Origin of the sequence: Occallatibacter gabretensis (assembly GCF_001449115.1) — a bacterium.
In the GTDB taxonomy this organism is placed as follows: Bacteria; Acidobacteriota; Terriglobia; order Terriglobales; family Acidobacteriaceae; genus Telmatobacter; species Telmatobacter gabretensis.
Genome location: NZ_LAIJ01000009.1, coordinates 1,761,823 through 1,786,194, shown reverse-complemented (window position 1 = coordinate 1,786,194; position 24,372 = coordinate 1,761,823). Strand labels below are relative to the sequence as shown.

Annotated in this window: 18 protein-coding genes; 8 read left to right on the top strand and 10 right to left on the bottom strand. The window is 58.0% G+C overall.

Annotation, left to right across the window (positions count from 1 at the left end):
- The first annotated feature begins 208 nt into the window (after positions 1 to 208).
- On the top strand, positions 209 to 1,678 hold the full coding sequence (locus VO84_RS13770) for a M20/M25/M40 family metallo-hydrolase (protein WP_058188169.1): 1,470 nt from the start codon (positions 209 to 211) through the stop codon (positions 1,676 to 1,678).
- Between the two features lie 87 nt (positions 1,679 to 1,765).
- Positions 1,766 to 2,608: a rhomboid family intramembrane serine protease gene (locus tag VO84_RS13765; protein WP_058188168.1), complete on the top strand. Its 843-nt coding sequence runs from the start codon at positions 1,766 to 1,768 to the stop codon at positions 2,606 to 2,608.
- Between the two features lie 22 nt (positions 2,609 to 2,630).
- Here the strand turns inward: VO84_RS13765 and VO84_RS13760 are convergent, their stop codons facing one another.
- Entirely contained in the window at positions 2,631 to 3,158 is a 528-nt protein-coding gene (locus tag VO84_RS13760; RefSeq protein WP_058188167.1) for an FUSC family protein, read from the bottom strand.
- Positions 3,159 to 3,290: 132 nt separating this feature from the next.
- Positions 3,291 to 4,049, bottom strand: a complete 759-nt coding sequence (locus tag VO84_RS13755) for a hypothetical protein (RefSeq protein WP_058188166.1) — start codon at positions 4,047 to 4,049, stop codon at positions 3,291 to 3,293.
- A 141-nt stretch (positions 4,050 to 4,190) separates the two neighbouring features.
- Between VO84_RS13755 and fabD the strand changes: the two genes are divergently transcribed.
- Positions 4,191 to 5,132 carry an ACP S-malonyltransferase gene (gene fabD, locus VO84_RS13750; protein ID WP_058188165.1) on the top strand — a complete coding sequence of 314 codons (942 nt, stop codon included), beginning with the start codon at positions 4,191 to 4,193 and terminating at the stop codon, positions 5,130 to 5,132.
- A gap of 106 nt (positions 5,133 to 5,238) precedes the next feature.
- Here fabD and VO84_RS13745 read toward each other — a convergent pair whose 3' ends face one another.
- Positions 5,239 to 5,751 carry a hypothetical protein gene (locus tag VO84_RS13745; protein WP_058188164.1) on the bottom strand — a complete coding sequence of 171 codons (513 nt, stop codon included), beginning with the start codon at positions 5,749 to 5,751 and terminating at the stop codon, positions 5,239 to 5,241.
- A 158-nt stretch (positions 5,752 to 5,909) separates the two neighbouring features.
- Complete coding sequence (locus VO84_RS13740; RefSeq protein WP_058188163.1) at positions 5,910 to 7,067, bottom strand: D-alanine--D-alanine ligase family protein; 1,158 nt, start codon at positions 7,065 to 7,067, stop codon at positions 5,910 to 5,912.
- A 182-nt stretch (positions 7,068 to 7,249) separates the two neighbouring features.
- Here VO84_RS13740 and VO84_RS13735 point away from each other — a divergent pair, with 182 nt between their 5' ends.
- On the top strand, positions 7,250 to 7,696 hold the full coding sequence (locus VO84_RS13735) for a DUF1772 domain-containing protein (protein ID WP_058188162.1): 447 nt from the start codon (positions 7,250 to 7,252) through the stop codon (positions 7,694 to 7,696).
- A gap of 15 nt (positions 7,697 to 7,711) precedes the next feature.
- Here VO84_RS13735 and rocF read toward each other — a convergent pair whose 3' ends face one another.
- Positions 7,712 to 8,692: an arginase gene (gene rocF, locus VO84_RS13730; protein WP_082661972.1), complete on the bottom strand. Its 981-nt coding sequence runs from the start codon at positions 8,690 to 8,692 to the stop codon at positions 7,712 to 7,714.
- Positions 8,693 to 9,103: 411 nt separating this feature from the next.
- Here rocF and VO84_RS13725 point away from each other — a divergent pair, with 411 nt between their 5' ends.
- Positions 9,104 to 10,288 (top strand): tetratricopeptide repeat protein, encoded by a 1,185-nt coding sequence (locus VO84_RS13725; protein ID WP_058188161.1) that lies wholly within the window; start codon positions 9,104 to 9,106, stop codon positions 10,286 to 10,288.
- A complete protein-coding gene (locus VO84_RS13720) occupies positions 10,254 to 11,405 on the top strand; it encodes a multiheme c-type cytochrome (protein ID WP_058188160.1) in 1,152 nt (383 codons plus the stop codon). Before VO84_RS13725 ends, VO84_RS13720 begins: the two co-directional genes overlap by 35 nt.
- Before the next feature lie 111 nt (positions 11,406 to 11,516).
- On the opposite strand, the gene rpoC is transcribed toward VO84_RS13720, so the two are convergent.
- The 5 genes from rpoC to rplA form a co-directional block, all read right to left on the bottom strand.
- Positions 11,517 to 15,707, bottom strand: coding sequence for a DNA-directed RNA polymerase subunit beta' (rpoC, locus tag VO84_RS13715; protein ID WP_058188159.1), 4,191 nt, complete (start codon positions 15,705 to 15,707; stop codon positions 11,517 to 11,519).
- 188 nt (positions 15,708 to 15,895) lie between these two features.
- Positions 15,896 to 20,371 carry a DNA-directed RNA polymerase subunit beta gene (gene rpoB, locus VO84_RS13710; RefSeq protein WP_058188773.1) on the bottom strand — a complete coding sequence of 1,492 codons (4,476 nt, stop codon included), beginning with the start codon at positions 20,369 to 20,371 and terminating at the stop codon, positions 15,896 to 15,898.
- 744 nt (positions 20,372 to 21,115) lie between these two features.
- Positions 21,116 to 21,493 (bottom strand): 50S ribosomal protein L7/L12, encoded by a 378-nt coding sequence (gene rplL / locus VO84_RS13705; RefSeq protein ID WP_058188158.1) that lies wholly within the window; start codon positions 21,491 to 21,493, stop codon positions 21,116 to 21,118.
- A 217-nt stretch (positions 21,494 to 21,710) separates the two neighbouring features.
- Entirely contained in the window at positions 21,711 to 22,244 is a 534-nt protein-coding gene (gene rplJ, locus VO84_RS13700) for a 50S ribosomal protein L10 (protein ID WP_058188157.1), read from the bottom strand.
- Positions 22,245 to 22,445: 201 nt separating this feature from the next.
- Entirely contained in the window at positions 22,446 to 23,156 is a 711-nt protein-coding gene (gene rplA, locus VO84_RS13695) for a 50S ribosomal protein L1 (protein ID WP_058188156.1), read from the bottom strand.
- Positions 23,157 to 23,644: 488 nt separating this feature from the next.
- Here rplA and VO84_RS13690 point away from each other — a divergent pair, with 488 nt between their 5' ends.
- Positions 23,645 to 23,926, top strand: coding sequence for an antitoxin (locus VO84_RS13690; RefSeq protein WP_058188155.1), 282 nt, complete (start codon positions 23,645 to 23,647; stop codon positions 23,924 to 23,926).
- Positions 23,923 to 24,333, top strand: a complete 411-nt coding sequence (gene vapC, locus VO84_RS13685) for a type II toxin-antitoxin system tRNA(fMet)-specific endonuclease VapC (protein WP_058188154.1) — start codon at positions 23,923 to 23,925, stop codon at positions 24,331 to 24,333. The genes VO84_RS13690 and vapC overlap by 4 nt, the downstream gene beginning before the upstream one ends.
- The last annotated feature ends 39 nt before the right edge of the window (positions 24,334 to 24,372 follow it).

The following is a 24,372-nucleotide window of genomic DNA, read 5'->3' as shown; positions in this document are numbered from 1 at the left end:
CAATGAAAATTTCTTCGCCGTCCTGTACGATGGCGATACTGCTTTTGAAGTTATCTCCATGCTATTGGACTTTCGGCCTCTTCCAAGATGCCGGAGATAGCTTGGTACGCTTGGCTAGTTTTAGACGGACCACCCCGTCAGGTCAAGAGGCTCGGACGTCAAAATCTGTGCATTTGCTCTCCCTATCATGCCATCCGGAGACCTGTTCATGAAACCCTCGCTCCTTCTTCTTGCCTCCGCGCTCGTTACAGCTTTCGCATCCGCTCCAAACACCATTGCCCAGCAGCCCGACTATACGCTCAACGCCGCGCCTGTTCCCGCGCCCGTGGCCGATCCGGCCATCGCCCGCGCCATCTCTTCCATTGACGCTGCTCGAATTCATCAGACGATTGAAACTCTAGTTGGTTTCGGCACGCGTAACACCGCCTCCGTCAATGACTCTACTCTGCCCGCCGGCAAGGGTGTGCAGGCCGCCGCTGACTGGATCTTCGACGAGTTCACGCGTATTTCCACCGCGTGCGGCAACTGTCTTGAGGTCAAGCGCGACATCTTCATCCAGGAGCCGGACTCCGGCCCTCGCAGCCGCATCGTCAAGCCGACGCAGCTGACCAATATCTACGCCATTCTTCGTGGAACAGATCCTGTACTCGCCAAACACATCGTCCTGGTGACAGGTCATTACGACTCCATGAACTCTAATTCCTTCAAGAACTGGGGTGACACTTCCGGCGACGCGCCAGGCGCAAATGACGATGCCTCCGGCTCATCTGTCTCCATCGAGTCCGCCCGTGCGCTCTCCAAGCTCCGCTTTCCTGGCACCATCATCTTTCTCACCGTTCCCGGCGAAGAACAGGGCCTTTTCGGCTCCGCGCATCTGGCCAAGCTCATGAAAGACGAGGGCTGGCAGGGCGAAAATGGAAAACTTGACGCCGTCCTCAACAACGACATCGTGGGCGGCAACACTACACCCGGCGACACGCTCCAGATGAAGGATCGCGTCCGCGTCTTCTCTGAAGGAGTTCCCGTGGCAGCTACGCCGGAGCAGGCTCGCCGCATCCGCGCCATTGGCGGGGAGAGTGACTCGCCCAGCCGGCAGCTTGCCCGCGCTATTGCGGATATCGCCCGGGCTTACTTGCCGGCCTCCGGTACAGATGCTTTTGCTCCTTTCCTCGTCGCGCGCCCGGATCGCTATCTTCGCGGCGGTGATCACTCTTCCTTCAATCAGCAGGGCTTTGCCGCTGTTCGCTTTACTGAATGGCGCGAAGACTACAACCATCAGCACCAGAATGTTGTGCTCAGCGATACGCCCATCAAAGGCGACCTGCTGCAGTTCGTAGACACCAATTATGTGGCGCGAGTTGCGCGCCTCAACGCCGCTACGCTCGCCACGCTGGCCTCATCCCCCGGCGCGCCGGCCAAAATCACTTTGGATACTCAGAAGCTCGAAAACGGCACCACGCTCAAGTGGGATCCTTCACCCGGTACCGTGGACTACTACGAGTTGCTTTGGCGCGAAACCACTTCTTTCTACTGGCAATATGCGCAGCGAGTGCCTGTACCAGCCACCATCGAGCCAGGCCCCATTACGATCACTGTCCCCGTCTCCAAGGACAACGTCATCTTCGGCGTCCGCGCCGTCGATGCCGCCGGCCACCGCAGCCTGGTAGTTGTTCCATAGCGGGACAATTCATTACGGATGACAGCGGAGGATTGCCTCAGCCGCTGTCATCCGCCCCCCGGGCCTGTAAACTGGAACCTGCAAACGATGCCTCGCATGGGCCAACTACCTCTCGCCTTTCCCGACTTCAGCGGAGCTACGCGTCGCCTCGTCCTCATCAATCTTGCCGCCTTCTTCGCGCTGCTCATCCTGAATCTGGCGCACTACGGGAATGCAATCGTCCTGCATCTGGCGCTTACCCCGACAGATTTTCTCAGTGGCAGGTTCTGGCAGCCATTCACCTACAGTCTCGTTCACCCAGCGCTGCTCAATACGCTCCTGGAGCTGCTTTCGCTTTGGTTTCTCGCCAGCTTTCTTGAGAGCCATCGTGGTTCGCGCTTTGTCACCGGCCTCTACATTTGGAGCGTTCTTGGCACCGCCGCCGCCGCCATTCTTCTGGAGTTCGCAGCGGGCAGGTTCGGATTCGATCTACCTGAAGCGCCGCTCGCCGGCTGCATGGGCGCAGTTTTCGGAATGCTCATCGCCATCGGCGTTCTCTTCGGCGACGTTCAGTTCCTCATGTTCTTCGTGATCGGCATCAAAGCCAAGTACCTGGCCGCCATTTACGCGCTCATCACCTTCGCCACGCTCTTCGGCCAGAACAGGCTCATCGCCTTCGCCCAGATTGGCGGAGCGCTGGCCGCGCTGCTTTACATTCGTCTTGCTCCCGCTCGCGCCGGCTTGCAAAGCTCAAAGCGCGGCATCGGTTTTTCCTTCAGCGAGCGCTGGTACGCCCTGCGCAACAACTATTACCGCTGGAAGCGCCGCCGCGCCGGACGCAAGTTTGAGGTCTACATGAAGAAGCAGGGCCGCACCGTTCGCCTGGACAGCCGCGGCCGTCAGATAGACGATGACGATGATGAGCACAACAACCGGGGGCGTTGGAACTGAGCCGGCCCGCGCCCTGTGCGCCTCAATCTTCCAGGTTCATAGCCACAGGCGGCTTCTCCGGCGCTATCAGCGGTGCGGGCGCCATGATAGCGATGATTCTCTCCGAAATCCAGTGCAGCGCCGCGCCGATCAGCCCGCCCAGCAGCACCTCCGCACCCCGATAAAAACCCACCATCAGCAGCGGCATCGCCTGGTCCGAAAGAAACACGATCGGGCAGGTCCACATGCACACTCTTACAAGTGGATAGCGGCGCGCCACCACAGCCGCCAGCGCAACGGCAACCGCCATCTGCACGGCCACTCCGGCATGAAGCGGAACAAGAAGACGACCCACCGCAACCGCGATCACTATTCCAATCACAGTCCCAGAGAGCCGGCCCACAGTCGCGTTATGCGTCTGAGTGAGATTTTCCTGGCTGACGATCACGCCAGACATTGCCGCCCATACAGGATGCGGCAGGCCCACTGCCTGCGCCAGCATATATGAGCCGGTAGCCGCAGCCGAACAGCGTAAAACGAAAGCGATATGGCGAGCCAGCTCATTTTGCATGGCGCAATTCAGATTGCCGATAGCAACGCTGAATCAGTCTAGCGCGAGCCGGCCAGAGTAGCTGTGATCTCCGCGGCTCATATCCGGCCGCACTTGTCTCTGCCCTGAGTGTTGCTGAAGGTTCCCAAGTCTCTATCTCGCCAGTTGCAGCTTTCCCTTGAATAGCTTCCGGTTCACATCCGGCCAGAACTCCTTGGCCGCATACGTCAGCGCATCAAAGCCGATATTCAGACCAAATCGCTCGGCCGTAACACCAGGTCCGGTCTGCTGGCTCGGATAGTACAGATTCGCCAGCCCCGCCGCCGATGCCGCACCCATCATCTCAGAGCTATTGAAGACTTCCCTGCCCGAATCACTCCGTATTACAAAGGCGCGGCTCAGCGCATATCCTGTGCGATGCCAGAACTTTCCCTCTCGCATTGCGTAATACCGCGAGTCCTGATGCATCAGTACCGGAAACACGCCCTCCACCAGGTAATTCTCCGATACCTCATCCACCGCCGTGCGCCAGTAGTACCGGCCAAAGTCATCGGCAGTATGCCCAAGCTGCGGATCCCTGTTTGTTACCTCTTTGAAGCCTCCGGCAACTGCCGGCTTTACTATGGCCAATACGCTCAGCGTGTTCCGCGTGGGAACCATGAACTTTTCTGAGGCCGTCTGTGGCGGCAACTGATCATCGATGGACGCCGTGCCAAGATCCGGTATGACACTGAAGAGCGGCTTGTGATCTGTGTCGCCACCACCCCCTCCATGCGTCCGCTCCACCATTTCCTGTTGCCGAACAGGCGCAGGAGCATCCGGAAGCTGACCCGAAACTCCGGATGCCGCCACAAGGGGAGTCGCGCAAAGAGCAGTCTGCAATAAACGGCCCACGCCGAAAGAAAATCTCATGGAAAATAAGTACTTAACGTTCAATTTTTTGTCTTCCTTCTGGATATAACCCGTGTCTCGTAATTGAATTAGGAGTTCTACATCTAAACAAGCCCGTTCGCCCCGGGGCCGGTTGTAGCAAATACAATCTATTAAGATGCTATGAACACGAAAATAGCTTTTCTCTTCCCCGGACAGGGCTCACAAACCGTAGGTATGGGCCGCGAACTGGCAGACCGCTTTCCGGTTGCCGCCGCCACATTTGCTGAGGCAGACGAAGCCCTTGGCTTCGCTATTTCCAAAGTCTGTTTTGAGGGCCCGGAAGAAGACCTTCGCCTGACGGAAAACACGCAGCCTGCAATACTTACTGTCTCCGTGGCAGCCTGGCGCGTCCTGATTCAGCATGGCATTCAGCCCGCTCTCGCCGCCGGGCACTCACTCGGAGAATGGTCCGCGCACATTGCCGCCGGCACGTTGTCCTTTGCTGATGCTGTTCGCGCCGTCAAGGCCCGCGGCCGCGCCATGCAGCAGGCCGTCCCGGCAGGCGTTGGCGCCATGGCAGCTATCCTTATGCTGGATCCCGCTCTGGTAGCGGAAGCCTGCGTCGAAGCAGCCGCCGAAACCGGCGAACCTGTCGCCGCCGCCAATCTCAATTCGCCATCGCAGACCGTGATCTCCGGCGCAAAGGCCGCTGTCGAAAAAGCCTCCGAGATTGCCAAAGCCAAAGGCGCACGCCGCGCCGTGATGCTCCCTGTCAGCGCGCCCTTCCACTGCGTACTTATGCAGCCCGCACAGGAAGAAGTCGCCCGCGTGCTTGGTGGCATCGCGCTCTCAAATCCGGCAATCCCTGTTGCCTCGAATGTGACAGGCAAGCTCGTCACCACGGCCGAAGAAGCCCGTAACGCCCTCATTCAGCAGGTGACTGGAGCAGTAAGGTGGGTGGATTGCGTCAGTGCTCTTGTCGCCGCCGGCGCAAATACATTTGTGGAAGCAGGCCCCGGCAAGGTCCTCACCGGCTTGATGAAACAGATAGCGCCGGATCAGAAAGCGCTCAATGTGGAAGATGCCGCAAGCCTGGAAAAGACTTTGTCTGAGCTGAAGTAACCAGAGTCTCCCGTTCCTGGCGCATATTTTGTGCCAGGGTGGGATACTTATAGTCTTTGCTTTTTTATAACCCTTGTCCCTTTTCCCTCAGTCCCTTGTCCCTGTTTTACTTATACGATTCCGGATTGATCTCTATATCCGGCGGCGCAAAACTGAGTGTGCCATCATGCGGGTCCCAGTCCAGGCTCAGCGCCTTGCTTTTGCGTCCATTGATCAGAATCGCCATCAGCAGTTGATTCCCATACATCCGAGCCGCTGCAATTCTGTGCGACTGAATCACGCCGTATTCATTGTCCGGGCTCGTCTGGCTCCAGTCGTCCTGAAAGCGTGGAAACGGGTAGGTCGTGTGCTTGTCCAGATGCTGCTTCCAATTTTTGTCGTGCGTCCAGACGCCGTACGCGGTTTCCAGATCGTTCTTCTCGACAGCTTCAAGAAAGCGATTGGCCGATGATCGCCCAAAGAGATGATTCTGCCAGTTCCAGGGCCAATCCACCGGACGCGCCGCAACTAACCAATACACAATCACCAGCAGAAAAAACGACACCACGCCGGACCAGAGAATCGTTTGATTCCGCCGCGCCTTCGCCTCATCGTACTTCGGCGCATCGAGCAGGGTCATGAAGAGCTCCTATCAAAAGCAGAGACTAAGGGACTATCGGGCCTAGGGGACTAAAAGCATTCCCGCTTCCAGTTTAGACACCGGCGGCGCGTCATCTGTTCCCTCATCCTTCGTCAATCCGGGGTCCCCTGCGATCTTTACTCGCTGGGTGGTCGTCCTTATTCCCTCGAATACGAATTCCTCTCCTTCTCCTTCTGCCTCTCCACCGCCAGCTCAATCAGTCGCGTAATCAGGTCGCGATACTTCACGCCTGTCGCTTCCCACAGCTTGGGGTACATACTGATCTGCGTAAACCCAGGGAGCGTATTCACCTCGTTAAGGTAAATTCGCCGCTTTCCATCGGGCTCCATCAGAAAGTCCACGCGCGCGAGGCCGGCTAAATCGCACGCGCGGAACGCTTCCACCGCCATCGCGCGTATCTGCTTTGTCTCCGCCGCGGTCAGCTTTGCCGGAATCACCGGCACCGACCCCTCCGAGAGATACTTCGCCTCGTAGTCGTAAAACTCCTTGCCGGGAATGATCTCGCCCACCACGCTCGCCTTCGGATCATCGTTGCCCAGCACGGCTACTTCGAGTTCGCGCGCCTTCACGCCGCCCTTGCCGCCTACGCCCTGCTCAATCACCAGCTTGCGGTCATACTTCGCCGCCTCGTCCAGCGCCGGCCCAAGCTCTTTGCGGTCATGCGCCTTGCTGATGCCTACGCTCGAACCCAGGTTCGCTGGCTTCACGAAGACGGGATACTTCAGCGCTGCCTCGATCTTCTGGACCGCCTTGCGTGGCGCTGTCTCCCACTCATGCCGCAGAAGCGTCACATGCTTCACAATCGGCAGCCGGGCCTGGGCAAAGAGCTTCTTCATCACATCCTTGTCCATGCCTGCTGACGAGCCCAGGACGCCTGAACCGACATACGCTATCCCGGCCAACTCAAACAGCCCCTGGATCGTGCCATCCTCGCCAAAGGTCCCATGCAGCACAGGGAAAATCACATCCAGCAACTGGTTCTTCGTGTCCGTTGCAGCCAGTGCAGCTGGCTCCGGAGACAGCAGCGTCGGAACTCCCTGGTTCAGCATCTTCGCCCCCGGCGTAGCATGAGGATCACCAGCACGCAACTGCTTCGCCGTTTCACCGTTCCCCGCGAGCAGATTGTCCGCCTCGCCCGCCGTCAACCAGCGGCCCTCTTTGGTAATGCCAATCGGCACCACGTCAAACTTCTTGCGGTCAATCGCCTTCAAAATCGACGCCGCCGAGAGCAGCGAAACCTCATGCTCCCCGCTCCGCCCGCCAAACACCACTCCAACCCGCAGTTTCTTCGCCATTCGCTCTAGCAACTTCCTTTATGCCGCACATTGCCGGCGGCAGCTTTCAGTTTAGAGCGGGAATCGTCGCTCACAAGGCAACAGCAAACAAGCATGTACCTGACAAACACACATTTCGCCGGCAAATTTATTTGCGGCAGTCTTTTTGTCCCCGCATCTGACTCTTTAGAGGAAACAGGCGGATGTTGATCCTGGACGTCACAACGATCGTTTGCATTGGCCTGATGGTCGGCGTGGAATTTGCCGTCTCTGCGTTTATCAATCCTGTGCTGTGGAAGCTTGAGAGCGGCGCTCAAATGCAGACGATCCGGCTGTTCGCAAAGAAGCTTGGCTTCGTGATGCCATTTTGGTATGCGCTCGGACTTTTGCTTCTACTGGTCGAGACATTCTTCCGCTGGCATCAGCACAATATATTCCTGCTCGCCATTGCCAGCGGCTTATGGGTGCTGGTGATCATTCTCACCCTGCTTTTTCTGGTGCCCATCAACAACCGGCTCGCGCGGACAGAAGCTTCTTCGTCATCCGATAGTGCCCGGAGCGAACATCATAAATGGGATAGCCTGCACCGTTTTCGCATCTTGGCGTTAATCACAGCAATGGTTCTGGTACTGATTGCCATCGTGCAGTGAATTCGGATCAGCTGCTCACAGTATCTTCTTCCCAAACGCCGAGCAAGCCAGTTCCACCGCGAGGTCTGCGGTACGGTTATGTTCATCAATCACCGGATTCACCTCAACGATTTCCATGCTGAGCATCTTGCCGTCGTCGGCGACGATCTCCATCGCAAGGTGCGCCTCGCGATAGGTAGCGCCGCCGCGCACCGGCGTGCCCACACCCGGCGCATCTTCCGGATCAATCCAGTCCATGTCGAGCGACACGTGATACCCCGCCGTTCCCTTGCTTGCCGCGCGCAAAGCCTTTTCCATCACAACGCGCATGCCGCGCTCGTCAATGTCGCGCATCGTATAAATCTCCGTTACACCCGCGCGGAGAAGGTTTTCCCGTTCCGCCGCGTCAATGTCGCGCACGCCAATAAGGACTGTATTCTGCGGAGCAATCTTGGGACTGTATCCAAAAAGATTCGCCAACCGCTCCGGCCCTAACCCAAGCAGCGCAGCCAGCGGCATGCCGTGAACATTGCCGGACGGCGAAGACTCAGGCGTGTTGATGTCTGAGTGCGCATCGATCCAGATCACGCCGATCTTCTGCTTCTGCCTGCGATAGAACTCCGCAACGCCTGATACGGAGCCCGCTGCAAGCGAGTGGTCTCCTCCCAGCACAAGCGGAGTCACACCGTCCTCCAGTGCCTTCACCACAGCTTCCGCCGTGCGCTCGCAGGTCTCCGCAATCTGCTTCAGATATCGCGCGCTCTTGCTGCCCAGCGCCTGCGTCTCAGCAATCTCCACACGAATGTTGCCGCCATCCGTAACCTGATGTCCAAGTGCTTCAAGCCGTGCCTCAAGACCCGCCACACGCATGGCGGATGGCCCCATATCCACTCCGCGGCGGCTGGCGCCCATATCTAACGGAACGCCAAGCACGCGAATCTTGCGGACAGGCGCGGCCTGCGGGCTGCCATAAGCAAATGTTGGAGTCTTTAAGATGTTTTCACCGCTGCCGGACATATAAACCTGCTCCAATCCTGAAACACGATTCTGAAAGATGGTCTCGCATGGGTTCTAAACCCAAACCCGCTATTAGAGCAGAGCTACGTCAAGATTGGTCAGTGCCTGGGCGTATCAAATTCGAAAAAGCAAAGATATGTAAGAGCTTCTGATTCCTCTTTTCAAGATTCAAAGAAGAGATCGCCTCGTTCATCTTCTGAAACTTCGTCTTAACTCTAAGTATTGCACGAGGGTAATTTTATTAGACGAAGCGAATGCTTATAGGTTTTACGAAAGCCGCACTATTACTGGAGATTTCGCAGTTTACGCTTATTGAATCGTATTGTGGCATCGATATGCAACCGTTCTCAGGGATGTTTCGTCTCTATAAAAAAGACTCGCCTGTTCGCAGATCTTCGAGTACGGACGAACATGACTGACGAATCCCCCATTGCCCTTCACGCCATTAGTGTATCCATTCGCTCCAAGGGCGGTTCACGGTCATTCCATCTTTGCGTCAGACTTTTTGCGCTCTCTTTGTTCTGCACGCTGATCTTCATCAGTCCGCTGCGCCTGAGCGCGCAGGGCGCTGCATCGGTAGATGATCTGCCGCAGCGCGCTACCGCTGCTCGCAACTCCGGAAATCTGCCCGCTGCGATCAGTCTTTATCATCAGGCCGTGCAGCAGAAAGCGGATTGGGCAGAGGGCTGGTTTTATCTCGGGTTACTCAATTACGAATCCGATCAATTTGCAAATGCGACTGCGGCCTTCACCAGCTTTCTCAAGCTTCAGCCCGGCGTGCCGCCAGTCATGGCTTTGCGGGGATTGAGCGAGTTTGAATCCAGCGCTTATGACGACGCGCTGCGTGATCTAGAGCAGGCTGTCTTGCATGGCGCTGCCAACGATCCGCACAACGAGCAGATCATTCGCTTCCACTATGCTCAACTGCTTACGCGCGCCGGACGCTTTGATGACGCGATGAAGCAGTACCAGTTTTTTGCCGATCGCCACATCGAAAATCCAGATCTCCTGGCGGGCCTGGGGCTGGTTGGAACCAGAACGGCAATACTGATGAGCGAGGTGCCTGCGCAACAACGGCCCATGCTGGAAGATGTTGGCAGGGCAACTTACACCTTTCTCTCCGGCGACAATGAAGGGGCCGGAAGATTGTTCAATACCCTGTTTACGCAATATCCCTCTTCGCCCCAGCTCTATCTCTTCTACGCAACGCTGCTCTATCGCGACCGCTCCAATCTCGCTATCGACGCCATCCGCAATGAAGTAGCAGCCATGCCGGACAACGGCTATGCGCGCGCCGTGCTGGCCTTCACATTGATGATTGCCGGACGCTTTGCCGAGGCCAGGCCAGAAGCAGAGAAAGCCATGGAGCAGAAGCCGGATCTGGAGATGGCCCAGATTGCGCTGGGCAGATGCCTGATTGAAACCGGAACTGGACCAAGCGATGACAAGCGCGCCGAGGGGCTGTTGAACCAGGTGCTGTCGCGCGACTCTAACAACCTTGAAGCGCATATGGCGATGGCCGCACTCTACTCCCGCACCGGACGAAGGGAGGACGAGTATCGTGAGCGCATGGCTTGCCTCCGCCTGGAAAAGTAGCCTGCGCATATTGCTCGCGACTGCGGCTATCGCAGCATTGCTCCTGCTGCTGAGCGGCATGCGCTGGAGCGGAACGGCAATGGCGGGTTCGCGTACATCCAGTTCCACAAATGCAACGACTCCGGCCGCGGGCTGCGCTCAATGCCATGCGGAAGTGGTTTCATCCTATTCACACGCTGGCATGCAGCATGCACTTGAGCCAGAGGGCTCTGATCCGGTTCTGAAATCCCATCCAAGCCTTCATGCGCAGGTGGGCCCTTACTCCTATGCCATCGAAACCAAAGGCGCCGAGAGCACCTACACCGTTTCAGACGGTAAAGACTCTCTTACATTGCCTGTTCGCTGGATCTTCGGCCAGCACTCCCAGACCTGGGTACTTGAGAAAGACGGAACCTTCTACGAGAGCGCGGTGAGCTACTTCCACCGGGAACAGGCCCTGGCCGCTACGCCCGGCGATGAAAATCTCCAGCCGCAGAGCGTCCCTGACGCTATTGGCCGCAAGGTTTCGCAATGGGAGCTATTGCAGTGCTTCAATTGCCACGCCACACATGCCACTGAAGGCGAAAAACTGACTCTTGACCGGCTCAGCCTCGGTCTGGGATGCGAACGCTGCCATCAGGGCTCCGATCAACACATGCAGGATGCGCTGCACGGTAACTTTGCCAGCCGCCCAAGATCATTGAAGACCATGAACGCCGAGGAAACTTCAGAATTTTGTGGGCAATGCCATCGCACATGGGATACGGTCGTGCGCAACCACTGGCATGGGGAAGCGGATGTGCGCTTCCAGCCCTACAGGCTGGCAAACAGCAGATGCTTTCTTGGAACGGATCGCAGAATCAGCTGCGTCGCCTGCCATGATCCGCACCAGCCTGAGAGCACCAGTGTCGAGTTCTATGATGCGAAATGCCTGGCCTGCCACGCGACAGGTGGGTCACATGCGGCGGCTGGTGAAGTAAAAGAAACAGCCCTTGCTGCAGCGCCAAAGACCTGCCCGGTAAGCAAGACAAAATGCGTCACGTGCCACATGCCCAAAGTCACGCTGCCCGGCGGCCACGGCGTCTTCACGGATCATCAGATCCGCATCGTCCGCACCGGCGAGTCGTATCCGGACTAAATATTGCTCAACGCATTTCAAAGCTCTACGCGTTTCAGAACTTGCTGTAATAAAAAAGGCCCGGCATCTCTGCCGGGCCTTTTTAGTTTCCTGCGTTGATCGGAGCAGCGCTTACTCTGCCGCCATCTCTTCCGCTTCGCCTTCCTGGCGCATCAGCTCCAGTTCGCGCTCCGCGGCTTCGATCTCCGCCGTTACTTCTTGCTGTACGCGAGCCGCCGCCTCTTCAAGCTCAGGCGAAAGCTGCACGTTGCGGTAGTACTCCAGGCCCGTGCCCGCGGGGATCAAGCGTCCCACGATCACGTTCTCCTTCAGGCCGCGCAGGTTATCGATGGCTCCGTTGATGGAAGCCTCCGTCAGCACGCGCGTTGTCTCCTGGAAGCTGGCCGCGGAGATGAACGAATCCGTCGAGAGCGACGCCTTCGTAATGCCCAGCAGCAGCGGGTGAGAAGAAGGAGCACGACCGCCTTCCTTCTCCACGCGGTCCTTCTCTTCCTTGAAGCGGAAGCGATCCACCTGCTGCTCAAGCAGGAAGTTCGAATCACCCACCTCATCCACGCGGACCCAGCGCAGCATCTGGCGCACAATCACTTCAATGTGCTTGTCGCTGATAGCCACGCCCTGCAGACGGTAGACTTCCTGGATTTCGTTCACCAGGTACTTCTGCAGTTCCTGCTCGCCCAGCACGTCGAGAATGTCGTGCGGGTTCAGCGGCCCATCCATCAGCGGGTCGCCGGCGCGCAGACGCTCGCCTTCCTGAACGTTGACGTAGATATTGCGGGGCACGGAGTATTCACGCTCATCGCCGTTGTCGGCGGTGACGTAAATCTTCCGCTGGCCCTTCTGCACTTCGCCAAAGCGAACCACGCCATCGATCTCGCTGATGATCGCGGTTTCGCGCGGCTTGCGGGCTTCGAACAACTCGACCACGCGCGGCAGACCGCCCGTGATGTCCTTGGTGCGCGTCGACTCCTTCGGAATCTTCGCAAGCACGTCGCCGGCACCCATCTCGTCGCCATCCTGCACCATAAGGTGCGCGCCCTTCGGCAGCAGATAACGCTTGGTGCCCTTCGCACCCTTGACCACAAACGAGGGCTGACGCTTTTCATCCGGTGAGTCGCCCACAACCCAGCGCGACAGACCCGTAACTTCATCGACCTCTTCGTTCAGCGTGATGCCTTCCTGAAGGTCCTTGAACGTTACCGTGCCGCCGATCTCGGTCAGGATCGAGTAGGTGTACGGGTCCCACTCGGCCAACTGCTGGCCCAGTGCAACCTTCTGCCCGTCCTTCACAAGGAAGCGCGCGCCGTAAACCACCTGGTAGCGCTCCTTCTCGCGTCCGCGATCGTCCACGATGGCAATCGAACCGGAGCGGTTCATCGCCACCAGTGCGCCGTCCTTAGCCTCAACCGTGTTCAGGTTGATGAAGCGGACGTTGCCATTGTTCTTCGCGTCAAGGCGTGAACGGTCCTGCACACGACTGGCCGTACCGCCCACGTGGAAGGTACGCATGGTCAACTGCGTGCCCGGCTCGCCGATCGACTGCGCCGCGATTACGCCGCAAGTCTCGCCAAGCTCCACCATGCGGCCTGAGCCGAGGTTGCGGCCATAGCACAGAGCGCAAACGCCGCGCTTGGACTCGCAAGTCAGCACTGAGCGGATCTTCACCTTCTCGACACCTGCGCCCTGAATCGCCGAGGCGGAATCCTCATCGATGGCGCCGTTGATGTCGATCACCACGTTGCCGTCGTAGTCCTTGATCTTCTCGAGTGAGACGCGGCCGATGATACGGTCGCGCAGCGGCTCGATGATTTCACCGGACTCAACAATCGAGCCCACATCGATGCCTTCGCGCGTGCCGCAGTCATACTCGGTCACAATCACGTCCTGCGCCACGTCCACAAGACGCCGCGTCAGGTAGCCCGAGTCGGCCGTCTTCAGCGCCGTATCGGCCAGACCCTTACGCGCGCCGTGCGTCGAGATGAAGTACTCGAGCACTGTCAGGCCTTCACGGAAGTTTGACGTAATTGGCGTCTCGATAACCTCGCCCGAAGGCTTGGCCATCAGTCCGCGCATGCCCGAGAGCTGACGAATCTGCTGCTTCGAACCACGAGCGCCGGAGTCGGCCATGACGTAAATCGGATTCATGGCTCCTTCCTGGTCGGCACGCTTCATGTTGTTGAACATCTCGTCCGCCACCTTGTCGGTGACAGTCGACCACATCTGGATGACCTTGTTTGAACGCTCGCCGTTGGTGATGGCGCCGTCCAGGTATTGCTTCTGAACTTCGATCACCTTCTGATCGGCCTCATCCACCACGGTGTACTTCGACGCCGGGATGACCATGTCGTCCAGGCCCACAGAGAGGCCTGACTTCGTGGCGTAATTGAAGCCCAGCGACTTGATGCGATCCAGCATCTGCACCGTTACCTCGAGTCCGAGGTTCTGGTTGCAGTAGTTCACCAGCTGGCCAATGCCCTTCTTCTTGAGCAGGCCGTTGATGAACGGCATTCCCGGCGGCAGCGCGTCGTTCAGAATCACGCGGCCCACGGTCGTGGAGATATATTCCTTGTTGAACTCGACGGGCTCGGTGTGCGTCAGATCCTGATCGTCGTACGCCGTCGTCATGTCCAGCACCTTGCCCGTGTAGCGCAGGCGGATCGGCGAAAGCGTCTCCAGCTCCTTCGCTTCAAGCGCCATCAGCACTTCTTCCACGTTCGCAAAAGTGCGTCCTTCGCCCTTGCCGCCCTTCTTTTCCTTGGTCAGGTAGTACAGTCCGAGCACCATGTCCTGCGTGGGCACGGTAATCGGCTGGCCTGACGCCGGCGAAAGAATGTTGTGCGAGGCGAGCATCAGCACGCTGGCTTCAATCTGCGCCTCAGGCGACAGCGGAATGTGCACGGCCATCTGGTCACCGTCGAAGTCCGCGTTGAACGCGGTACAAACGAGCGGGTGAATCTTGATTGCCTTGCCTTCCACCAGCACCGGTTCAAATGCCTGGATGCCCAGGCGGTGCAGGGTTGGGGCGCGGTTCAGCAGTACCGGGTGGTCCTTGATGACTTCTTCAAGGATGTCCCACACCACCGGCTCCTGCATCTCCACCATTTCCTTGGCCTGCTTGATGGTGGTGCAGTGGCCCGTCTGTTCCAGGCGGTGATAGATGAAGGGCTTGAATAGCTCAAGCGCCATCTTCTTCGGCAGACCGCACTGGTGCAGCTTGAGCTCCGGACCCACAACGATCACCGAACGGCCCGAGTAGTCCACGCGCTTGCCCAGAAGGTTCTGGCGGAAACGGCCCTGCTTGCCCTTGAGCGTATCGCTCAGCGACTTCAGCGGGCGGTTGTTTGCGCCACGCAGCACGCGGCCACGGCGGCCGTTATCAAACAGCGCGTCCACAGCTTCCTGCAGCATGCGCTTTTCGTTGCGCACAATCACTTCAGGCGCGTGCAGGTCCATCAGCTTCTTCAACCGGTTGTTGCGGTTGATGACGCGGCGATAGAGATCGTTCAGATCGGACGTGGCAAAGCGGCCGCCATCCAGCGGCACCAGTGGGCGCAGCTCTGGAGGAATAACCGGCAGCACATCGAGAATCATCCACTGCGGCTTGTTCGAAGACTTGCGGAATGCCTCCACAACCTTCAGCCGCTTGGCGTACTTGATCTTCTTCTGCGCGGACGTCTCGGTCTTCATGCGGTCGCGCAGCTCAACGGCCAGCTCCTCCACGTTCACGCGCTTTAGAAGCTCCTTGATCGCCTCTGCGCCCATCATGGCCTTGAAGCCCGAGGGACGGAACTGCTGATCGAGCTCGCGGAACTTCAGCTCGTCCTTGATGATCTCGCGCTCGCGCACCGGCGCGTCGCCCGGATCGACAACAACATACGACTCGAAGTAGAGAATGCCTTCGAGGTCGCGCAATGAAATATCGAGCAGATGGCCGATGCGCGAAGGCAGGCCCTTGAAGAACCACACATGTGAGCAGGGCGAAGCCAGCTCAATGTGGCCCATGCGCTCGCGGCGCACCTTGCTTACGGTCACTTCCACGCCGCACTTGTCGCAGATCACGCCGCGGTGCTTCATGCGCTTGTATTTGCCGCACAGGCACTCCCAGTCCGTCACGGGACCAAAGATGCGCGCGCAGAACAGGCCATCGCGCTCCGGCTTGAAGGTGCGGTAGTTGATGGTTTCCGGCTTCGTCACTTCGCCATGCGACCAGCTGCGGATCTTCTCCGGCGATGCGAGCATGATGCGGATAGCGTCGAAATCGGTAATCGGGCTGGTGAGCTCAAATGGGTTCGATCGGAACAAGGTGACCCTCCCTGGCAGGCGTGTTTTTGCTCTGCCGCGGCAACTCCCGGGACTTTTTTAAAGGTTCTTCTCTCCCGGGAAAGCGGCTTGTTTCACCGCTTTAAGAAGAACCCGAAAACTCAACGACTTCAGGGTGCCCCACCCTCGCCGCGTTTTTGTTCTTGCGGCCAGGGTGGGATACCAATCAGTTAGTCAGCAACCGCAGGCAGTTCAGGCGCCGGGGCCTTGCGAATAAGGTCCGCGCGCTTAATCAGCTCCACGTCCAGGCATAGCGACTGCAACTCGCGAATCAGCACGTTGAACGACTCAGGGACGCCCGGCTCAATCGCCGCTTCGCCCTTCACAATGGCCTCGTAAATCTTCGTACGGCCATACACGTCATCCGACTTCGCCGTCAGCAGTTCCTGCAGGATGTATGCAGCGCCGTATGCTTCGAGCGCCCACACTTCCATTTCGCCGAAGCGCTGTCCGCCGAACTGCGCCTTGCCGCCCAGAGGCTGCTGCGTAATCAGCGAGTACGGTCCGATCGAACGAGCGTGGATCTTGTCGTCCACCAGGTGCGAGAGCTTGAGCATGTAGATGTAGCCCACCGTCACCGGCTGTTCAAACTCGTCGCCAGTCATGCCGTCAAAGAGTGCCGTCTTGCCGGAGGTCGGAAGACCCGCAGCCGTCAGCAGCGCCTTGATTTCGCTTTCCTGCGCGCCGTCGAACACGTTCGTGCCGAACCAGATGCCCTTCTCCATACCAGCCACAACGCGAAGCAGCATCTCGTCGTCGAGCTCAAGCAGCTGCCGCAGCGTCGCCGTGCCTGCAAACTCCTTCTTCACCTCTTCGCGAATGAAATTCGCATCGCTGTTCTGCTTCAGCAGCGCGGCAATCTTCTTGCCCAGCCCTGCAGCAGCCCAACCAAGGTGCGTCTCCAGAATCTGACCCACGTTCATACGGGAAGGAACGCCCAGCGGATTCAGCACAATCTCCACCGGAGTGCCATCGGGCAGGTACGGCATATCTTCCTCCGGAAGAATGCGCGCAATCACGCCCTTGTTGCCGTGACGGCCTGCCATCTTGTCGCCCACGCTCAGCTTGCGCTTCATTGCAACGTAGACCTTCACAAGCTTGATCACCCCCGGCGGGAGCTCATCGCCCTTCGCCAGCTTCGAAATCTTCTCGTTCGTGATCTTGCGCAGCACTTCAATCTGGCGCGAGGTCATCTCTTCGATCTCGTCGATCTGCTCGTTTACCCGCGGGTCCTTATCGGCATAGCGGATGCGCTTCAGATTCTTCGTCGAGATGCGCTCGATCGTCTCGCGGTCCAGGATCGCGTCCTTTGTCAACAAACGCTTGTTGGTGCGCTCGTCGTGCAGGTCGGCCAGAACCACCTTCTCGCCCAGAATTGCTTCCAGACGCTTCAAACGCTCGTCCGTCAGAATGCGGATTTCGTCGCCCAGGTTCTTTTCGAGCTTGGACACGTACTCCGTTTCAATCTGCTTGGCGCGCTCATCCTTCTCCTGGCCCTTGCGGCTGAAGATGCGAACATCCACAACCGTTCCCTCGATACCCGGAGGGCAGGTCAGTGAAGCATCGCGCACATCGCCGGCCTTTTCGCCGAAGATCGCGCGCAGCAGCTTCTCTTCCGGCGTCAGCTGCGTTTCGCCCTTCGGCGTAACCTTGCCCACCAGAATGTCGCCATGCTTGATCTGTGCGCCGATGCGGATCACGCCGCTCTCATCCAGATCGCGCAGCGAGTGCTCGCTCACGTTCGGAATGTCGCGCGTGATTTCCTCAGGTCCCAGCTTCGTGTCGCGCGCCTCGATCTCGAACTCTTCGATGTGCACCGAGGTGTAGTAGTCCTCGCGCACCAGCTTTTCGCTGATCAGGATCGCGTCCTCAAAGTTGTAACCGCGCCAGGGCATGAACGCCACAAGAACGTTGCGTCCCAGCGCCAGCTCGCCCTGCTCCGTGCAAGGTCCGTCGGCAATCACCTGACCCTTCAGCACGCGATCACCTTCGCGCACCACGGGCTTCTGGTTAATGCACGTGTTCTGGTTCGAACGCTTGAACTTGATCAGCGTGTAAATGTCCGAACCCACCTCACGCGAAAGCTGCGTGGGATGATGCTCGCCTTCGACACGCACGATGATGCGCTCAGAGTCCACCGAGTCAACAATGCCGTTACGCTTGGCCAGCACAACCGCGCCTGAATCGCGCGCCGTCACGCCTTCCATGCCGGTTCCGACAAACGGAGCCTCGGCCACCAGCAGCGGCACCGACTGGCGCTGCATATTCGCGCCCATCAGTGCGCGGTTTGCGTCGTCATGCTCCAGGAACGGCACCAGCGATGCCGCAACCGAAACAAGCTGCTTCGGTGAAACGTCGATGTAGTCGACTTCAGCCTTGCTCACCAGCACAAAGTTCCCCTGGCGGCGCGCGTTCACCAGATCTTCGGTGATTACGCCCTCGTCATTGAACTCAATGTTGGCCTGCGCGATGGTGTGCTTATCCTCTTCCCATGCGGAAAGATAAAAGCTGTACGGAATCGTATCGATCGTCCGCTTGCTGGCCTTCTTCAGGCTGGCAGCCAGCTTGATCGATTCTTCCTTGTCGATGTGATCGCCGACGCGCAGTCCGCTCTCGCCCGCATTGACGATTTCAACGTAGTCCAGGATCATGCCGTCCTTCACCTTGCGGTAAGGCGACTCGATGAAGCCGTACTCGTTGATCCGCGCAAAGCAGCTCAGCGAGCTGATCAGGCCGATGTTCGGACCTTCCGGCGTCTCGATCGGGCAGATGCGGCCATAGTGCGTCGGGTGAACGTCGCGAACTTCAAAGCCCGCGCGCTCGCGGCTCAGACCGCCCGGTCCAAGTGCCGACAGACGCCGCTTGTGCGTGATCTCGGAAAGCGGATTGGTCTGGTCCATGAACTGCGAAAGCTGCGAAGAACCAAAGAATTCTCGGATCGCCGCCATCACAGGCTTCGCGTTGATCAGGTCATGCGGCATTGCCGTATTCAATTCCTGATACACGCTCATCTTTTCCTTGATCGCGCGCTCCATGCGCACCAGGCCAATGCGGAACTGATTCTCCATCAGCTCGCCCACCGCTCTTACGCGGCGGTTGCCCAGGTGATCGATGTCGTCCACGATGCCGATGTTCTTGCGCAGCTTCAACAGGTAGCGGATCGTCGAATAGAAGTCATCCGCCGTCAGTGTCCGGTGATCGAGCGGCGTGTACTCCTGGTTCTCGTGGAGCTTGATGTTGAACTTCAAACGGCCCACGCGCGAGAAGTCGTACTTGCGCGGATCGAAGAACATGCCCTCAAAGAGCGCAGTCGCCGTATCCAGCGTCGGCGGGTCGCCCGGACGCAGCTTGCGGTAGATCTCGATCAGCGCCTCTTCCGGCTTGCGAATCGCATCGCGCCGCAGCGTGTTCGTAATGATGTTGCCTACATCGTCGCGCTCGGGGAAGAAGACCTCGAAGCTCGCCGCGCCGCTCGACATAATCTTGTGCAGGCGGTCAGCAGTCAACTCCACGTTAGCTTCAACAACAACCTCACCCGTCGTCGTATCGACAACGTCGGCAGCCGTCAGCGTGCCATCGAGCTCCGCCTGCTCAATCTCAACCTTCTCAATACCGGCCGCACGAATCGCCTTCAGGGTATGCGCCGTCACCTTGCGGCCCGAGTGAGCAATCTCTTCGCCCTTGTGCAGAACGGCGTGCGCGGGCTTGGCGCCCGTCAGATGCGTTGCGCCTTCCGGCTTCACTGTCCAGAAGATCTTGCCGTCGGCAATCGTCATCCTGTCGACCGTGTAGAAGGTCTTCAGAATATCTTCATCGCTCTTCAGACCCAGCGCGCGCAGGAAGATCGTGCCCAGGAACTTGCGCTTGCGATCAATGCGGACATACAGCGTGCTCTTCTGGTCGAACTCAAACTCCACCCACGATCCGCGGTAAGGAATGATCTTGCCCAGGAAGTAGGTACGGTTGTTCGCCGTTTCAAAGAAGACGCCCGGCGAGCGGTGCAGCTGTGAAACAATCACGCGCTCCGTGCCGTTCACGATAAAGGTGCCGTTCGGCGTCATCAACGGAATATCGCCGAAGAAAACTTCCTGCTCCTTGATGTCGCGGATCGTTTTGGTCCCCGTCTCCGGGTCCTTGTCATAGATGGTCAGGCGAACCGTGACCTTCAGCGGCGCGGAAAACGTCATGCCGCGCTCTTCGCACTCCTGCTGGTCGTACTTCAACTGCAGGCTCACCGGGTCGCCGCACTTGTTGCAAAAGTCCGGCGTGTTCTTGTTGTAGTGACCGCACTTGGTACACAGCACATCGCCGGAGTGGAACGGATCGGTGATAACCATGTTGCCGCAGTTCGAGCAGGCGGTACGCAGGTGATGCAGGCCCTTCAGGTGGCCGCACTTGCACTCCCAGTTGCCGATCGAGAAATCCACGAAATCAAGCTGCGAGATGCCGCGGAAATCGGTGATCGGAAAGACCGACGTAAACACAGACTGCAGACCCGAGTCATCGCGCTCGTTCGGCAGCTTGTCCATCTGCAGGAACCGCTCATAGGAACGGCGCTGCACTTCAATCAGGTTAGGAATCTGGGTTGCAGTGGGAATCTTGGAAAAATCGAGCCGGCTGCGAATCGCGCGCTTCTCGTTTGGCATGAAGTCACTCCATGAGGCTCTTGTCATTGCCGGAGCGAAACGCCTGACCTGGGCTTGGCCTGATGTTTCATCCGGGCCGGCCGCGTGAGTCTCATCGCGAACCAGCAAATTCGTATCGTTGCTGCCATCCAGGCCAAAATCCAAGCCAGCTCACTGCTGGGATTCGGCCCAATCCTGCTCACCCCCGGCCAAACACGCCGGGGCATCCTCGCCAAGTGCCAATACGGGCATGGAGGAGCGGAAAATTCACAGCCGGCCATTGCCGGGCATTTGACAGGTGCGCTAGACTGCGCACATCCGGAAGAAGGGAACGCTCATCTTAAAAGAGCGTCGGGGGTGGATTTTAGCAACCCACAGAGATGAGAGACACGAAAAGCCCGTGAGGACGCGATGCCTCACGAGCGCGGCTCGTTGCCTATGCTCCCATTCGAATTCTCAAAATACCCGCTTCCGCCTGTTCAAAAACCCGCTTCGCTTCGCCGCCGACCCGTCGGCGCTTCGCCTGGCAATTATCAGCTAAACCATTGCCCGCAAAGCGCTTGAATCTTCCGCTTTATCCCGCCGCCGGAAACGCTTGGCACGTCCTACGACAACGGAAATCCGCTCAAAACCCGCAAACCACCTCGAAAAAACAGCGCCCGGTTCCGTTCGATTTCGGGAAAAATCCTGAAAAGGAACGGAAAGACGCGCAATCATGATTGTAGCGCGTCTTTTCCGGGCTTGCAACTTTCGAGGGATCGAGAACTACTTGATCTCGACCGTGGCCACGCCTTCAAACTTCTTCTTGATGGCCTCAGCCTCATCCTTGGTCGCGCTCTCCTTCAGTGCCTTCGGCGCGCCATCGACCAGGTCCTTGGCTTCCTTCAGACCGAGCGAAGTAACTTCACGAACGGCCTTGATGGTGTTGATCTTGTTCGCGCCGGCATCCTTGAGAATGACCTGGAACTCAGTCTTCTCTTCAACCACCGGAGCTGCGCCAGCCGCTGCGCCGCCAGCCACAACCACAGGGGCCGCTGCTGCCGCCGAAACGCCGAGCTTCTCTTCAAGCTCCTTCACAAGAGCCGCCGCATCCAGCAGGCTCAGGCTGACAATCTCTTCAATTAACTCTGGACGAATCGCCATTTTCTCTTCTCCAACCTTTGATTTTGTCTTTCCCCGGCAGCAAGCTCAATTCAGAAGAGTTCCGATGCGCCAGACAAGCGCCCCTTCTGAATGTCTTCCTGCCTAAACCCTTAAAAACAGCTTTCAGCTTCTAGCCACCAGCTTTTAGCTTTGTCTTCGCAGAACCGACTTTGCCGGTGCTCCCGCAAACGAGCTACAAGCTAATAACTGGCGGCAGCTATGCCGCCTGAAACTTTTCCTTCTCCACGCCCTGGTTCAAAACTACCGCCAGGTCGCGCCCGGTGGCATTGATCACCGTGGCCAACCGCTGCGCCGGAGCATTGATCAGGTACAGCAGCTTCGAGAAGATCTCTTCCTTGCCCGGCATAGTCGCCAGAGCCTTCACTTCTTCCACCGTGAGCAGCTCGCCATCCACAATGCCCAGCTTGAACTGGAACTCTGCGTTGTTGCCGACCCACTTTGCGAAACCCTTGGCCAGCGCCACCGGATCGCCCGAGGTGAACGCCACGGCGCTCACGCCCTTCAGACCCTTCAGCGCGTCCTCAACCTTGGTGCCCTTGCCGGCAATTGGAGCCAGCTTGTTCTTCAGCACGCGGTACTTGCCGCCCGCTTCGCGCACCACCTTGCGCAGCTCGAAATCCTGCGCCACTGTCAGCTTGGCAAAGGTGCCAATGATCGCGGTCGTCGAAGACTCCAACTCCTTGGTCAGAATCTTAACCTTTGCCGCCTTTTTCGCCTTCGAAATTGCCATATGTCTCGCTCCGCTCGACAGGGATCAGGGGTCAGAGATCAGGGATCAGCAAACTAATCCCACCAACTTGTCCTGTTCCTGCTGCGCCATCTTGGCGCTCTTGCAAATCCCGTTCTTAAACCGTCGAATCAGAGCACAAAGTAAACGAGGTGATCAACCAACTGATCCCTGATCCCTGATCTCTGACCCCTGATCTCTGCCTTAGTGCTTGCCAGACGCCTCAGCCGTAGCCGTATCCAGCGGAACGCCGGGGCCCATCGTCGAGCTCAACGTCAGGCTCTTGATGTACTTGCCCTTGGCCGCTGAAGGCTTGGCGCGAACCACAGCCGCAACCACCGTGTTGGCGTTGTCCACCAGCTTTTCAGCAGAGAAGCTCAGCTTGCCCACCGCAACATGCACCAGGCTGGTCTTGTCCGCGCGGAACTCCACCTTACCGGCCTTGATCTCCTTGACAGCCGCGGCCACATCCGTGGTCACCGTGCCCGTCTTCGGATTCGGCATCAGGCCCTTGGGACCGAGCACCTTACCCAGCCGACCGACCACCTTCATCATGTCCGGCGTGGCGATCAGCGCATCAAAATCGGTCCAGTTTTCCTTCTGGATCTTCTCTACCATCTCCTCGCCGCCCACAAAATCCGCGCCTGCTTCCTGCGCTTCCCTCTGGCGGTCGCCGGTGGCGATCACAGCAACGGTCTTGGTCTTGCCGAGGCCATGAGGCAGAACCACAGTGCCACGAACCATCTGGTCCGCATGGCGCGTATCCACACCCAGGCGCAGCGAAACCTGCACCGTCTCATCAAACTTTGCAAACTTGACTTTCTGCAGGAGGCTGACCGCATCCGGCAGCGCGTAGACATCGGCCGTTACAGCAGCACGCGACTTCGCAATATTCTTGCTGGCTTTCTTTGCCATTCTTCCCTCGTCTCCCACCGCATCTGCCAGCCCTTTTCAGGGAACTTCGCCGGAGACAACTTCCGTTGTCTCAACAACTAGAAGCCCAAATGCCGTAGTGAAATTGACTGTCCGAAGAAACACCCCGGACACATCTATTGATAATACAGAACCGGAACCAGGAATGCAACTAGCGTGACGGCTAAGTTGTGTGGAGTTTGCAATCGCGATCGATATCTAACGAGCCTTGAACCTTTTAACAAACCAGACGATTAGAACTATTGGCGCACACAAGATGAGAGCATACATTCCAAGCACTAGGAATATCAGCATCCAGCTTCCGCTCAACAAGATGAAGGCCATGCCCACCATGCTCTCATGCTAGGCCCGCTGATCGTTGAGAGTGTTGAGCTGAATAGCTTCAACATAGATAGATTTTTCGCCCCGCCATCGAATTATGTGCCGTAAATGATATATACTTTAGGTATATATCATTTACGGGAGGCTACATGAGCCCAAAACCAGCCGCTCCCAAGCACACCGACGCCAAGCTCTTCTGGAATGGCCGCAGTCAGGCTGTCCGCCTGCCCAAGGAGTTTCGCTTCGAAGGCGACCATGTCCGCATCTCCCGCGTGGGCAAGGGAGTCCTCATCGAACCCGTCGAAGAACATCCCAGAACGAAAGAGAGCATTGAAGCCTGGTTCGTACGGCTTGACGCCTTAGGCGGCGATCCAATCTTTCCGGAAGGCCGCAAGCAGAATCTCGCTCCTATCCGCGAGTATTTCGAGTGAGCTTTCTCCTCGACACCAACGTCTGCATCGCGCTCATGAATGGGAATTCCGAAAAGGTCCGTTCTCTCTATGCTCACGCCGTCCTGGCTGGCATACCGCTCGCAACGTCGTCCATCTGCATGCATGAGCTTTGGTATGGAGTGGAGAAGAGCAGCCAGCAGAACCGCAACAGTCGGAAGTTGCGTTCCTTCATTGCAGAAGACATCGAGGTGTTGAACTTCTCCAATGAAGATGCCCTCGCCGCAGCCCAGATCCGCGCAGAACTGGAACGTAAAGGCACCCGCATCGGCGAATATGACACCCTGATCGCCGGTCAGGCCCTAGCCCGCCAGATGACTCTCGTCACCGCCAACACCCGCGAGTTCCACCGCGTCCAGGGCCTCCAGCTAGAAGACTGGACGCAATAACCCTCCATTCCTCATATCTTCTTCATTGCAAACCCCGCC

Bases quoted from the DNA above. Each gene is read 5' to 3' on its own strand.
- VO84_RS13770 (WP_058188169.1), top strand. From the start codon at position 209: ATGAAACCCTCGCTCCTTCTTCTTGCCTCCGCGCTCGTTACAGCTTTC.
- VO84_RS13765 (WP_058188168.1), top strand. From the start codon at position 1,766: ATGCCTCGCATGGGCCAACTACCTCTCGCCTTTCCCGACTTCAGCGGA.
- VO84_RS13760 (WP_058188167.1), bottom strand. From the start codon at position 3,158: ATGCAAAATGAGCTGGCTCGCCATATCGCTTTCGTTTTACGCTGTTCG.
- VO84_RS13755 (WP_058188166.1), bottom strand. From the start codon at position 4,049: ATGAGATTTTCTTTCGGCGTGGGCCGTTTATTGCAGACTGCTCTTTGC.
- fabD (WP_058188165.1), top strand. From the start codon at position 4,191: ATGAACACGAAAATAGCTTTTCTCTTCCCCGGACAGGGCTCACAAACC.
- VO84_RS13745 (WP_058188164.1), bottom strand. From the start codon at position 5,751: ATGACCCTGCTCGATGCGCCGAAGTACGATGAGGCGAAGGCGCGGCGG.
- VO84_RS13740 (WP_058188163.1), bottom strand. From the start codon at position 7,067: ATGGCGAAGAAACTGCGGGTTGGAGTGGTGTTTGGCGGGCGGAGCGGG.
- VO84_RS13735 (WP_058188162.1), top strand. From the start codon at position 7,250: ATGTTGATCCTGGACGTCACAACGATCGTTTGCATTGGCCTGATGGTC.
- rocF (WP_082661972.1), bottom strand. From the start codon at position 8,692: ATGTCCGGCAGCGGTGAAAACATCTTAAAGACTCCAACATTTGCTTAT.
- VO84_RS13725 (WP_058188161.1), top strand. From the start codon at position 9,104: ATGACTGACGAATCCCCCATTGCCCTTCACGCCATTAGTGTATCCATT.
- rpoB (WP_058188773.1), bottom strand. From the start codon at position 20,371: ATGCCAAACGAGAAGCGCGCGATTCGCAGCCGGCTCGATTTTTCCAAG.
- rplL (WP_058188158.1), bottom strand. From the start codon at position 21,493: ATGGCGATTCGTCCAGAGTTAATTGAAGAGATTGTCAGCCTGAGCCTG.
- rplJ (WP_058188157.1), bottom strand. From the start codon at position 22,244: ATGGCAATTTCGAAGGCGAAAAAGGCGGCAAAGGTTAAGATTCTGACC.
- rplA (WP_058188156.1), bottom strand. From the start codon at position 23,156: ATGGCAAAGAAAGCCAGCAAGAATATTGCGAAGTCGCGTGCTGCTGTA.
- VO84_RS13690 (WP_058188155.1), top strand. From the start codon at position 23,645: ATGAGCCCAAAACCAGCCGCTCCCAAGCACACCGACGCCAAGCTCTTC.